Source organism: Sphingomonas cannabina (genome assembly GCF_021391395.1).
Taxonomy (GTDB): Bacteria; Pseudomonadota; Alphaproteobacteria; order Sphingomonadales; family Sphingomonadaceae; genus Sphingomonas; species Sphingomonas cannabina.
Genome location: NZ_CP090059.1, coordinates 968,908 through 980,647, shown reverse-complemented (window position 1 = coordinate 980,647; position 11,740 = coordinate 968,908). Strand labels below are relative to the sequence as shown.

Annotated in this window: 11 protein-coding genes and 2 pseudogenes; 5 read left to right on the top strand and 8 right to left on the bottom strand. The window is 63.3% G+C overall.

Annotation, left to right across the window (positions count from 1 at the left end; translation table 11 throughout):
- The first annotated feature begins 2 nt into the window (after nucleotides 1-2).
- Together LZK98_RS04895 and LZK98_RS04890 are read left to right on the top strand one after the other, a co-directional pair.
- The gene (locus tag LZK98_RS04895; protein WP_233785282.1) at nucleotides 3-2,783 is read left to right on the top strand and encodes a TonB-dependent receptor; all 2,781 of its coding nucleotides are present in this window, start codon (nucleotides 3-5) and stop codon (nucleotides 2,781-2,783) included.
- Between the two features lie 50 nt (nucleotides 2,784-2,833).
- Complete coding sequence (locus tag LZK98_RS04890) at nucleotides 2,834-3,769, top strand: purple acid phosphatase family protein (RefSeq protein ID WP_233785281.1); 936 nt, start codon at nucleotides 2,834-2,836, stop codon at nucleotides 3,767-3,769.
- A 572-nt stretch (nucleotides 3,770-4,341) separates the two neighbouring features.
- On the opposite strand, the gene LZK98_RS04885 is transcribed toward LZK98_RS04890, so the two are convergent.
- From LZK98_RS04885 to LZK98_RS04865, 5 genes and pseudogenes are all read right to left on the bottom strand, one after another.
- A complete protein-coding gene (locus LZK98_RS04885; protein WP_233785280.1) occupies nucleotides 4,342-5,001 on the bottom strand; it encodes a hypothetical protein in 660 nt (219 codons plus the stop codon).
- Between the two features lie 54 nt (nucleotides 5,002-5,055).
- Nucleotides 5,056-5,439, bottom strand: coding sequence for a hypothetical protein (locus LZK98_RS04880; RefSeq protein ID WP_233785279.1), 384 nt, complete (start codon nucleotides 5,437-5,439; stop codon nucleotides 5,056-5,058).
- A 4-nt stretch (nucleotides 5,440-5,443) separates the two neighbouring features.
- Nucleotides 5,444-5,908, bottom strand: coding sequence for a hypothetical protein (locus LZK98_RS04875; protein ID WP_233785278.1), 465 nt, complete (start codon nucleotides 5,906-5,908; stop codon nucleotides 5,444-5,446).
- Nucleotides 5,909-5,922: 14 nt separating this feature from the next.
- Nucleotides 5,923-6,537: a hypothetical protein gene (locus LZK98_RS04870; protein ID WP_233785277.1), complete on the bottom strand. Its 615-nt coding sequence runs from the start codon at nucleotides 6,535-6,537 to the stop codon at nucleotides 5,923-5,925.
- 318 nt (nucleotides 6,538-6,855) lie between these two features.
- Nucleotides 6,856-7,023, bottom strand: a pseudogene (locus tag LZK98_RS04865) (transposase); the annotation flags it as partial.
- A gap of 412 nt (nucleotides 7,024-7,435) precedes the next feature.
- Here LZK98_RS04865 and LZK98_RS20670 point away from each other — a divergent pair.
- Nucleotides 7,436-7,993: pseudogene (locus LZK98_RS20670) on the top strand (glycosyltransferase); the annotation flags it as partial.
- Nucleotides 7,994-8,027: 34 nt separating this feature from the next.
- Here the strand turns inward: LZK98_RS20670 and LZK98_RS04855 are convergent.
- Together LZK98_RS04855 and LZK98_RS04850 are read right to left on the bottom strand one after the other, a co-directional pair.
- Nucleotides 8,028-8,804 carry a hypothetical protein gene (locus LZK98_RS04855; RefSeq protein ID WP_233785275.1) on the bottom strand — a complete coding sequence of 259 codons (777 nt, stop codon included), beginning with the start codon at nucleotides 8,802-8,804 and terminating at the stop codon, nucleotides 8,028-8,030.
- A gap of 130 nt (nucleotides 8,805-8,934) precedes the next feature.
- Entirely contained in the window at nucleotides 8,935-9,348 is a 414-nt protein-coding gene (locus LZK98_RS04850; RefSeq protein ID WP_233786509.1) for an immunity 22 family protein, read from the bottom strand.
- Between LZK98_RS04850 and LZK98_RS04845 the strand changes: the two genes are divergently transcribed.
- Nucleotides 9,262-9,597 carry a hypothetical protein gene (locus LZK98_RS04845; protein ID WP_233785274.1) on the top strand — a complete coding sequence of 112 codons (336 nt, stop codon included), beginning with the start codon at nucleotides 9,262-9,264 and terminating at the stop codon, nucleotides 9,595-9,597. The genes LZK98_RS04850 and LZK98_RS04845 overlap by 87 nt on opposite strands.
- Before the next feature lie 63 nt (nucleotides 9,598-9,660).
- Here LZK98_RS04845 and LZK98_RS04840 read toward each other — a convergent pair whose 3' ends face one another.
- Nucleotides 9,661-10,500, bottom strand: a complete 840-nt coding sequence (locus LZK98_RS04840) for a hypothetical protein (RefSeq protein WP_233785273.1) — start codon at nucleotides 10,498-10,500, stop codon at nucleotides 9,661-9,663.
- Nucleotides 10,501-10,848: 348 nt separating this feature from the next.
- Here LZK98_RS04840 and LZK98_RS04835 point away from each other — a divergent pair, with 348 nt between their 5' ends.
- Nucleotides 10,849-11,307, top strand: coding sequence for a hypothetical protein (locus LZK98_RS04835; protein WP_233785272.1), 459 nt, complete (start codon nucleotides 10,849-10,851; stop codon nucleotides 11,305-11,307).
- Nucleotides 11,308-11,740 lie beyond the last annotated feature (433 nt).

Below are 11,740 nucleotides of genomic sequence, written 5' to 3'. Positions count from 1 at the left end.
TGATGACCGTCGCCGCGGCGGCCATGCCGCTGGCGGCCAACCCCGCCATGGCCAAGGCCCAGGCACAGCATTTCGACATTCCCGCCCAATCCTTGTCGTCGGCGCTGCTCGAATTCTCGCGCCAGTCGGACACGCTCGTCGTGGTGTCGCCCGATCTCACCGCCGGACGTCGGTCGCGGGCGGTGCGCGGCACGCTTCCGGCGAGCGAAGCGATCCGAATGCTGCTGATGGGAACGAGCCTGCGAGCGGTCGACAATCCGGGCGGCGGCTATCGCATCGACCGCAGCGCCGACGAGACCGCCCAGCGCTCCGACGACGATACACCCGCCGCTCCGGACGACGACATCGTCGTCACCGGGTCGCTGTCGGGCGTCGCCACCTCGATCGCGCGGCAGAAGGCGGCGAACACGGTCCAGAACGTGGTCTCCAGCAACGACTTCGCCAAGCTGCCCGACTTCAACGCGGCGGAATCGCTGCGCCGCCTGCCCGGCGTGTCGATGGTCGAGGATCATGGCGAGGGCCGCTTCATCTCCATCCGCGGCGCGCGGCCCAACTACAACGGCACGCTGTTCAACGGCTTCACCGTGCCGACCGCCGACAGCGAGTCGCACCGCGTCGACCTCCAGACCATCCCCAACGCGCTGATCGAGCGGATCGAGCTCAACAAGACGATGACCCCCGACCTGCCCGGCGAGGGCATCGGCGGATCGGTCAACATCGTCGCGCGCAACCCGGCCGACGTCGACAGGCTCACCGCCGGCGGATCGCTCTACGGCGGCTTCCAGCAATATCACGGCAAGGAGGTCCGCGCCGATGCCTTCATCGCCGACAAGTTCGGGCCCGACGGGTCGTTCGGCTTCTCGGTGACGGGCAGCTTCCGCCAGAACGAGCGCCGATCCTACATCAGCGAGCCCGAGGACTGGCAGAAGGTCCCGTCGAGCAGCGGCGGCGAGGCGTGGGCGCCGGCCGCGGTCACCCAGACCGCCGGCGACTTCAAGCAGCGCAACGTCGGCGTCGACGCGGCGTTCGGCGGCTCGTTCGACCATATGAAGTTCCAGATCCGCGGCTTCTACAGCCTGTCCAACCTGCCCGGCACCGAGAACCAGCTGTCCGAGAGCTTCGAGCCCGCCGAAACCAACGGCACGCCGACCAGGTTCGGCCCCGACGGCGGCCTCGTCGACGGCTCGATCAGCCGCGCCTTGTCGTACAAGGAATGGAACCTCGCACTGTACGGCGTGCAGACGACGATGGACGCCGATTTCGGCGACGGCTGGTCGCTCGACCTCGGCCATTCCTTCCAGCAGGCGCGCGAGCATTATCCGAACCGCCTCGACCTCCGCAGCACCTCGGCGGACTTCAGCGGCCTGCCGCTGCAGATCGCGCGCGACCGCGCCTCGCTCGGGCCGTTCGACGGCGCGCTGCCCGACGCGCTCCGGCCCGGCGCGGTCGGCGTCACCTTCTACCAGACGGGCGCGCGCTTCGACGATCAGAGCGAGCAGACGGTCTACGCCAACCTCCGCAAGCAGCTGAAGCTGGGAAACGGCGACGATCTTGAGTTCAAGGCCGGCACCTATCTGCGCTTCATCGACCAGGGCAGCGACAATGTCGCCACGCGCTGGTCGGTGCTGCCGGGGCAAAGCCTGAGCTTCGGCGACTTCATGTCGACCAGCCCGGCGATGGTGCGCGACGACATCTACTTCGGCTCGCTGTCCGACTTCGACAAGGCGCACGGGCTGCTCGACGCCAACCCGGGCAAGTTCGGCCCGGCGCAGGTGTTCTACACCCGCGGCGTCGACGTCGCGGCCGACTTCAAGGCCAACGTCACCATCCAGGCCTATTACGGCATGGCGACCTATCGCCATGGCCCGTTCACGATCATCGGCGGCGGTCGGTTCGAGACCGCGGACACCAGCTTCGAGCGGCTGGGCGAGACCGCCGGCACCGGCCTTCAGCGCTTCGAGGGCACGTCGTCGCATCTCCTGCCGTCGGTGCACCTGCGCTACGATATCACGCCCAATCTGGTCGCGCGCGCGAGCTGGTCGAACACCACCGCGCGGCCCGATCCCGAGAACGTCTACGCCAATGCCTCGCGCGACGACGAGGCGCGGACGATCTCCATCCCCAACCCGGGCCTGAAGCCGCTCGAATCGGAGAATTTCGATGCGTCGGTCGACTGGTATTTCGGGCCGCTCAACTATCTGACCATCGGTGCGTTCAAGAAGAATATCGACAATTATCCGCTGGTCACGCAGCAGCCGGTCACCATCGACGGCGTCATCTATCAGCAGTTCACCACCCAGACCGGCGCCAGCGGCAAGATCAAGGGGTTCGAGGCCGCCTATCGCCAGCAGTTCGACAAGCTGCCGGGATTGCTCTCGGGCCTGGGCGTCGAAATCAATTATGCGCACATCGAATCGACGCTGATCTATGCCCCGCGCCCCGATCGGCCGCCGCTGTCGGAGCAGCCGAAAGACATCCTCAACGCCGCGCTCGTCTATGCCAAGGGGCCGGCCTTCCTGCGGCTCAGCCTGGCCTATACCGGTGACAGCATCGACGATGGCGGCATGTCCGACGACGGCCCCGACTTCGACGAAGTCATCGCCGGCCGCACCACGCTCGATCTCAGCGCCAGCTACAATCTCAGCAAGCGGCTCCAGCTGTTCGCCGAATGGCGCAACATCACCAACAGCACCGCCATCACCTATGCCGGCGACCGCAGCCGCATTGTCAGCTGGGAATCGTTCGGCACCGCCGCCGGCCTCGGCCTGCGCCTGAAATACTGACGTCTCCGCCGCCCGCTACCCCGTCCGCGCCGCACCTGAGGAAATCCGCCATGTCCACTCCCAGCCTTACCCGCCGCCATGTACTGGGCGGACTTGCCGTGTCGTTCATGCCGCTGTCCTCGGCATGGGCGCGTGCCGGCGGACCGTCGATGACGTTCCTCGTCCTCGGCGACTGGGGCCGGTTCGGACGAGGCAACCAACGGGTAGTGGCCGATCGCATGGCCGAGACCGCGATGGAGATCGGTGCCGAATTCGTGCTGACGGTCGGCGATAATTTCTACGAGAACGGCGTGACCGGGGTCGACGATCCCCATTGGCAGGGGTCGTTCGAGGACATCTACCACGCCACCTCGCTCCAGGTGCCGTGGTACGCCTCGCTCGGCAACCACGACTATCGCGGCAACGAGCAGGCGCAGATCGACTATGGCGCGCGCAAGGGCCGCTGGACCATGCCGGGGCGCTGGTATTCGTTCCGCAAGCAGGCGCCCGACCGGACGACGGTGGAATTCTTCGTGATCGACACCACGCCCATGATCTCCGGCTATTATAACGATCGCAAGACCATGGTCTCCGGCCAGGATGTCGAGGCGCAGCTCCGCTGGCTCGACCACGCGCTGGCGGCGTCACGGGCCGACTGGAAGATCGCGATCGGCCACCATCCGGTCGTGCGCTACGGCGCTGCGGACAAGGCTGCCGGTCCCGACCTGATCGACCGCGTCAATCCCCTTCTGCAGCGCTATCAGGTGCCACTCTACCTGCACGGCCACAACCACAACCTGCAGCATGTGCAGCAAGGCCTGACCGACCATGTCTGCGCCGGCGCCGGCTCGCAGAACGACGACCCATGCAGCGACAATGGCGGCGATTTCTGCGCGCTGAAGCCTGGCTTCGTTGCCTGCGCGCTCAATCGCGAGGCCATCCGCATCGGCTATCGCGACGCCGACGGCACGGAATTGCACGTCGCCCGGATCTCGCGCACCGCCTGATCCCGACGACGATCCGTCGATTGCCTGTTCGTGGCGCATATCGCGAAACATTCTTCTGCCGCGGCAGGCAGGTCATGGGCGGCCCAAGGCTTCAATTCCGTCGAGATTGTCGCATGCCTAGGGAGCCAGACCGTGAGCGCAAGCGGAGAGGAAAGGGCTGACAGGGCGAGCAGGATGAGTGAACGCGGTGCCTCAGCTTGGCCTCACAGCTGCGGTGCTACAGCTTCCGACCAACATATGTCGTTCCGTAGCGGTGCCGGGAAAATCGCTTCACGCCAGAACCCGCCACTCACAAGTTTGACAGCTACCGGGGACCAAGGCGCCGGTGAGCCAGTGTGGGACGAAATCGGGCGCGGCTCCCTCCGCTCGCTCTGCTCGGCGCACTGTTCAATTTTCGCCGGCGTGATCGTTAGCGAGCTTCGTCGGCAGCCAGCTGCGCCATTTGCTCGTCGGTCAGCCTGTAGAGGTCGCTCACATCCAGTCTCCTCACGGAGCCTGAATCAGATCGCGCCTCTCATATCAATGGGTCCTGAGCCCATGCAGCGGTCACGCGGGCAGTCAGCGTCGTGATGTCATTCCAGTTGCAGCCGCCTGAAATCCGGCGACAGGTGGGCGACGAACGGTCCGCCGTCCCGGTTCCTGTAGGAGAGCAACCGGATTTGGAGCTCGCTACGTGTAACGCGAAACGGCAGGAGCATGTCCTCGCGTCCCCCATCATGGTCGAGTTCGATCGCTTCAGCGCAGCTGCCGATCAGATGAGAGGCGATGACCTGGGGGCGGGTCGAACTGACGTCGACGACCTTGAGATATTCTTCCACGCCGGCGCCACATTGACCGTTACCATCGCCCCCGGTCGTTCGGAGCGTCAGGGTCAGCAGAAGCTTCCCCTGCGCGATGTAAGGCTGCAGGCGGGCCGGAAGGAAGCGGATATCGCCTTCCGCGCCCACCAGAGCGGGGTCATATCCCGTCGGTATCCTGAGGATAGATGTCGCATGATCCTCGTGGCGGAGCTCGATGGTCCGGTCACGCCGGTCATAGACCAGCGTAAAGTCGCCGTGATTTCTGACCCGAATCTCGGAAACCATGTTGCCGTTTCGAAGCTCTCTCGGGGTGGTCGAGTCCGCCGCGAGATCGGATGACGCCGCCACGGAAGCGCAGCCTCCGGAAACACTACATAAGACGAGCGGCAGAAGGCCGATCCCGAAAGCGATAATGGGCCGGCCGGCCCTCATTGCCAGCGACTCATTGAGCTGGATCGGCCCATGTTCCTGGCTTGTCCTTCGTGTTCAGGGGTGATCGATCATGCCGGCAGCAACGGAGGCGTTCTCGACGAATCCGTCGCATATCTGACCGACAGTCATATGGGAACGGTCGGCGAGCTGTTCCAGCGACATATATTGCCCTGCGGCAAGGAGTTTGCCTTTCTTGCCGTCGCCCTCCGCTGCCCGAAGGATAGCATCGGGCGGCATTGCAGGACGATTCATCAAGATCTTGCGTGCGTTCTCAACATCTCCCGCCCTGGCGAAGCCCAACGCCTGGCAATGTTCCAGCAAACCCACGCGATTGGCAGCTTCCTGAGCATAGACATCTATGGGGCCGGTCGCTGCCAGGGATGTCGACAAACAGCAGGTCGCGACCAGAAGCGCACATGTCACGCCGGCACGACCCATGGGATTATTCACTCTTCTCGCTCATCGCCGCCGCCAGGGCGGAATGCCAGTCCTGTGTGGACAGAGGCCTTGCATAGCGGTCACGATCCGCCGCTTGCGCGCAGACCAGATCGACGATGCGCGCACCCGTTGGATCGCCATCGGCCTTGGCCCAGGGCTCGCTCACGCTGTGGGTTATGTCGAAGCCGGTGTCGGGGCCACTCTGCTTCGCCACCGACGTGATGCTTTCCGTGTGGTCGCGGCAGTTGATGCTCGTGCGGGCACGAACGTTGTTGCCCGGCATATCCTCGCCTTCGCGCATGTACATGTCGAAGGTCCTGACGTCGCCGTCCGTCACCATCGTTCCGACGTCGATGACGCCTGGCTTATCGCCGCCGCGGATCGCCCGAAAATCGCTTGGCCGTTGCGCAGAGGCGGAAGCGGCGCAGAGCCATGACGCCAGCAGGACAAGGTGACGATCGTACTTCATGGATTGAATCCCCGCTATGGTTCGAGGGTGAAGGTCGCGCCGGCGCACCCCGGCCCCGGCGACAGGCGCAAATGCGTCTTCTTCACGACCACCGTATCGATGCCCCTGTCACAGGCCGGGGACGCCGGCACCAGTGTCCGAACGAGCTGGCCATCGCTCTTGTCATGAACCTCGATCGCGCGGACGTCGCCGGTCGCGACCGATGGAATGACGAAATAATAGCGATCCGTGGATGCCGCCTGCAGGATGGGAACCGGTTCGGCGCCATAGCTGCTATAGGCAGTCCGTATGAGATGGATCGGCAGCATTCGGCCGGTCCGATAACTGGTCCAGCTCCCGTTGAACGCCACGGCGTCGAACGTGATCCTGAGGCGGGCGGCGGGAATGCCGTCGGCGTCCAGCTCGTCGATGCCGCCCTCCAGTGAATGCGTGGCGGCAGGCTTGAGCCGGATCGGCGTGCGGTAGCGGTCGTAGAAATAGACCCCGCGCACGATGGCATTCCCATCATCCAGAAACAGCGTCACGCGCTCGGTACCGATGGTTCCCGTATACGCCGCATAGGACGCTGCCGCCGGCGCCGCCCATCCAGACAACGCCCAGGCCAGCGCGATGTGATATCGAAGTCTCATCTGTCAGAACGGCCTTTCCTCGCTCTCCTCGAACTTGATCCTTTGGGGGTCACGAACCGATATCGGTCCAGAAGAGGACTCGAAATCACCGCTTAGTATGCTGAAATACATGTGTTTTCTCGTAGGCACCGGCATCGCACCATGATCGATACCATGAGCCATCAAATTCCGCAGTGGTTCGAGTCCCTCGGAACCCATTGCGCCGCTCTGTTGGAACGATTCGGAGAACGGACGCGCGACCGGATTTGGGCCGTCTCCTGACCGGCCACTCTTTGCGGGAGTGTTTGCACGGGCACTAGCCTTCACATGTACGGAACGCTCTGGCTTCTTCACCCACTCATGCAGCGTCTGCGGCACGCAACCGATCTTCTCCGAGATCGAAACCACCGCCGCCCAGCGAGACGGATGATCCCGCTCATGATCCAGCACCATCCGCACCGCACGCTCGCGGACCTCAGGTGAAAACTTGTTCGTCGTCTTGCTCATATCGGCTCCACTCTCTCAGGAGTTGGAGGCTCCGGCAAACCCGGGGGCGGTTCACTCGTGCCGTCCTCCGCCTGCTTCAGCACGAAGGCGATCTGCGCCTCCGAAAACTTCGACCTCTTCATCGTCCACTCCGCTTCTCTGGCCCTCCTCCATAACTGGAATTTTCCAGCTCAGAACGGTCCAAGAAACGGGCAGCAGGTCACGGCGGTTGTGCGCGCATCCGATTCCGCGGGAAAGCGGATGCGATCAATGCAATTCGGAATTAGTATTTGTAATATTATCTGAAGTTACAAATCAATCGTGATTAATAGCGCGCCAAGTGGTTACAACAATTTACGTGACTATAGACCGTGGCGCCATATTTTAAGTCAGAACCTGTCGGGTGAGCCGATAGAGGTATCCACATATTACTATGCTTCAGAGAATTGTTCCTTCCGCCGAGGGGCTGACCTCGGCGCCGTCGACGCTGGCCTCAACTGGACCGTCATCGCGCGATCGGGCGTCCGATCGCCAGAATGCCGGACGTCGACCATTCTATCTGCCGCTTCATGGCAAGTTCGCATTGGCGCTGTTCATCGCGGTTGCGTGGACAGCGCTCAGCATCTGGCTATCGCTGCGGTGGCTCGATGATCTGGCATCGGTGACCGGTTGGGTGTTCGCGCTGATTGCGATCGGCTTCATCGCCTACGTGCCGGGCTTCATGAACGCCTTCCTCATCGCGACGCTCCTGCTTGACCGCAAACCGCGGCTCAAGGCGATTACGCACTATCCTGGCGTGACAGTGCTGGTCGCCGCCTACAACGAGGCTGCGGGCATCCGCGATACCCTGACCAGTCTCGCGCGGCAGGATTATGCCGGGGCGTTCGAGGTTCTCGTCCTGAACGACGGCTCGACCGACGACACGGCTGCGATCGTGCGGCAGATGCTCAAAAACCTGCCGCTGCCGGCGAACGTCACGTTCAGGCTGCACGATTTCGGGATCAACCGGGGCAAGTCGGCCGTCCTCAATGACGGGCTGCGTCCCGCCTCGACCACCGCCGATACGGTGGTGCCTCGACCTCACCCTCGACGACGCCGCTCTCGACGAACACCTCGATCACTTCGGCATTGTCAGCGTCGACCAGCCACGGATCGACATCGGCGTCGCGATAATAGCGCTCGCGGACCGAGGGACGCCGCCAGAACTCGGCCGGCAGATCGGGTCGTGTCCGCCATTTCCCGAGCAGCGAGTCGAAGGTCGCGTCGGTCGCCGGGCTTAGCGGCCCGACCGTATCGATCGCGCCTGCGAGCGCCGACATCTTGAGCAGGGTCTGCTCGAACGCGGCATTGCGCGCGATCAGCTTGTCCAGATTCGGCGTGATGCTTCCGCGCAGCTCTTCCAGCCCGCGCAGGGCCACCGCGTTCCGCGCAATCGATTCGAACTCGATTCCGACCCGGTTCCGCGCTGCGTAGCGTTCCGCCAGCTGCGCAAGGGAGCCGGTATTGATCTGCTCCGCCCAACGCTGCGCGCGCAGCACATGCTCTGCGCCCGGGCGATCGTCGATCAGCGCCCAGCGGGGCAGCTCGATCCCCGACAGGGAACTGGCGAGCGCGCCGCGCGTCCTCGCGATTGCATCGGCTAGCCCGCTGATCTCGCGCAGGAGTTCTTCATAGGGCCGCGTCAGCTTTCCAATTCGGCCGAGGCCGCTGTCGGCGAGCGCGGTGCCCAACGGATCCATCTTTCGCATGAGATCGCGCAAGGCACCCGCCTCGACGTAACGAGCCATCACCCCGCCGCTCAACCCGCGCGCGATTTCATCGACGCGGGTACGCCGCGTGCAGCCTAGGCTGGATCGACATTTAGCTAGATTTGCTAATCTCGGTGTTGCGATACCGCCTTGCGGCCCATTTACGTCGCTTCACTGCTTTGGCTCAGCCTTTTCTGGAGGACGACCGCCGCAACTTCTTCTGGGCTTTCTCGGCAAAGAGCCCAATATAGGGCAGTCCGTTGAACAGCCCGGCGGGGTTCGGGATCTTCTGTGCCGGGTCCGCGTACACGAACATGGCGTTGGCCTGGGGAATGCCCCGCTCGGCGCATGCGGCGAGGATGGCCTGCGCGGCATCCTCCGACCGCAAGGCGCTCATCGCCACGATCTGCTCGACCGGGACCGGCGCTTCCAGCCAGATCACCAGCAGCAGATCCTCGTCGTACAGGAACTTCTCGCCAAGATCCTGGCAAAAGCCGCAGCCCGTTAGGTCATGGTCGGCGGCTTCGATGTCCTCGACATCGAGCTCCCAATAGTTCGCGGCATGGTCGAAATATGCCCCGAACCGTGCTTCATCCAGCGCGGTCGTGCCGATCCAGAAGTGCAGCGCCGAAAAGGGCGCGGGTTCGAGGAGCGACGGGCCATATTGCTCGACCCAGTTGAACAGCGTGCCCGGACGCAGACCGTGACGCTTCTCCAGCTCAGGGAAGCCGCCGGATGGCGTGCGGTTCAGCGCCTCGTCGACAAGCTGCCGCCGGAACGCCTCCGAATGATGGACCTTCTTGATCTGTCGACTCCTCGATCAGCGAGCAGGAGCGGCGAGGCTTAGCCAATCCGTCGCACGCGGCAATGGCATCAATCCGGACTTGCATCCGGCTGCGCGTCGGCGTCCTCAGCCGGACGGCGGATTCTCCGTGGCGGTGCGGAACAGGCGCACCAGCGTGCGGCGCAGCTTCTGCCGCTGCTCGAACTCGGCGCTCATGGCCGGGTCCGCCACGGCATCGCAGGTTTCGGGGAACGGGCTGCGCTCCAGCTCTTCCACGCAGCGGGTGGGCCAGCGCGCCGATGCCGCGACCGCGCGGCGATATGTATCGCGCGCTTTGGTGCACAGCGCGGGCATGTCGTCGGTGCAGCCCATCGCATAGGCCAGATATGCGATATAATCGCGCTGCCATGCCGCGTCCGAAAGCCCCATGTCGTCGGCGGAGGGGAGGCTTTCGGCCAGGATCTCGCAGCCGTTTCCATCGATGAACGGCTCGGCATTATGCAGGAAGCAGGAGCGCGACAGTGGCCGGAACGCCAGGTCGATCCGGGGTTTCGCCGTCAGGCCATTGCGATAGATGATGCCCAGATATTTGCAGGCATAGGGGCCTATCCCGGCATCGTCGGAATCGCAGACCCGAGCCATCCGATCCTTGGCGATGCCGTAGCTCCGATGGGCCGGATCGAGGAAATAGATCTTGCCGGCTTCGTAACAACCGCCCACCTGGAAACCGGCCGCGCAGGACCGCTCATAATTCGCCAGCGCCGCGGCGGCATCGTTCCGTTTCTCGGCCGCGACGCCGGCGCTCCAGCAGCTGTCGACGTTGCTGTCCTTGACGCAGGCCGGCGGGGACGGGTCCTTCATCACCTGCTGTGCCGGTTGGGAAAGGGATCCCGCTTGGGCGGCCCCGCCACCGGACACGATCGGCGAGGTCATCGCTATCACCAAGGCAAGCAGCAACGATTTCATTTTTTCTCCCTGATGATGGCACGGTCTGATCGTCCGCCGCCGGAGTCATGGCCTTGAGGTCTCCAGCGCTATCGCTCTTTGTATGGCTGGTTTCAGGAAATGAGCCAACGGGTGGAGAGGCGGCTGGCGCCCTTGGGCATAGAGATAGTGTCGGCAAACGCCCGATTGATAACAGGTCAGCAAAGACAAGGCCGGTACACTCTGATCAACAGGCGAGCTAGGGCCGCCTCATCGTCGGCACCCAGTGCCAAACTTGGCGTCCAATCTGCGACTCGATCATATCCAACAGCTCCCATAAAGAAGCATGCTGCCGAGGCACTCGGCAGAGTCAATGAGGATGAGGTGACCATGGGACCGATCGAGCAACTTCGAGATGCAATCGCTGCGAGCAAAGTTATGCTCGATCCGCAAATTGGCGACGGTTTTGTCTTTGGTACGGCGCGCCTTCCGGTGGCTGGCGCTCACGTCAATGTCAACGTGGATCCTGAATCGGAAGATGGGTCTGGAATAGATGCCGGAGAGCTCGTCGGTGCCATCGAACGGGTTCTTGAGATGAGCCCCCAAGTCTGGCGGCGGATTATCGATGACATTGCCGAGGAGATCGAGGGTGCCGTGGGTGGCGAAGAGGTGATTGAGGCCACGGATTTGCGTGACGATTTGGCCGTTCGCTCCGTGGTCGTTTTTGCGGATGCCACTCTCCTATCCTTTGCGGCCCCGATGCAGTTTCCTGACAGTTGTATCCGCGTGCAATTGGGTGAGGACTTCGAGGTGGAGGATGTCTCCATCGACCCGGAAGGCGAGGGTTGAGATCGCTGAATCCGCTCCGGGCATCCCTGGATTGCAAGCTTGAGTTCTACTTATGCTGCGCGGATCGAGGTGCTGACAGATGTTCACGCCGCGTTGACGCTGATCGTGTCTCAATTCAGCGAATTGTAGGGTGCGGGATAGGAATTAGGCTCAATGACTTCCACGTTCAGCGTGGTCTTCGTCCCAGTCCTCCAGCGCTCGGCAGGCAGGGACATAATCCCCAGTTTGCCGCGCCTGCTTTCGTAGGCGCGCAATCAAGACTCGTTGTTCGTCAACCGATGGCATTTCCCCGGGCGCCCATGCCTCACCGGCGGCAAGATCCCGTCTAACGCGGGCTTCGAACTCTGCCTGGCCGCAGCCGGAGGTGACTAGTATCGGCGCCAACGTAAGCAATGACCGATATGCAATATAGGTGAGCCCGATAAGCAGACCG

Excerpts from the sequence above, each read along its gene's own strand:
- LZK98_RS04895 (WP_233785282.1), top strand. The coding sequence starts at position 3 with ATGACCGTCGCCGCGGCGGCCATGCCGCTGGCGGCCAACCCCGCCATG.
- LZK98_RS04890 (WP_233785281.1), top strand. The coding sequence starts at position 2,834 with ATGTCCACTCCCAGCCTTACCCGCCGCCATGTACTGGGCGGACTTGCC.
- LZK98_RS04885 (WP_233785280.1), bottom strand. The coding sequence starts at position 5,001 with ATGAGGGCCGGCCGGCCCATTATCGCTTTCGGGATCGGCCTTCTGCCG.
- LZK98_RS04880 (WP_233785279.1), bottom strand. The coding sequence starts at position 5,439 with ATGGGTCGTGCCGGCGTGACATGTGCGCTTCTGGTCGCGACCTGCTGT.
- LZK98_RS04875 (WP_233785278.1), bottom strand. The coding sequence starts at position 5,908 with ATGAAGTACGATCGTCACCTTGTCCTGCTGGCGTCATGGCTCTGCGCC.
- LZK98_RS04870 (WP_233785277.1), bottom strand. The coding sequence starts at position 6,537 with ATGAGACTTCGATATCACATCGCGCTGGCCTGGGCGTTGTCTGGATGG.
- LZK98_RS04845 (WP_233785274.1), top strand. The coding sequence starts at position 9,262 with ATGGTCGGCGGCTTCGATGTCCTCGACATCGAGCTCCCAATAGTTCGC.
- LZK98_RS04840 (WP_233785273.1), bottom strand. The coding sequence starts at position 10,500 with ATGAAATCGTTGCTGCTTGCCTTGGTGATAGCGATGACCTCGCCGATC.
- LZK98_RS04835 (WP_233785272.1), top strand. The coding sequence starts at position 10,849 with ATGGGACCGATCGAGCAACTTCGAGATGCAATCGCTGCGAGCAAAGTT.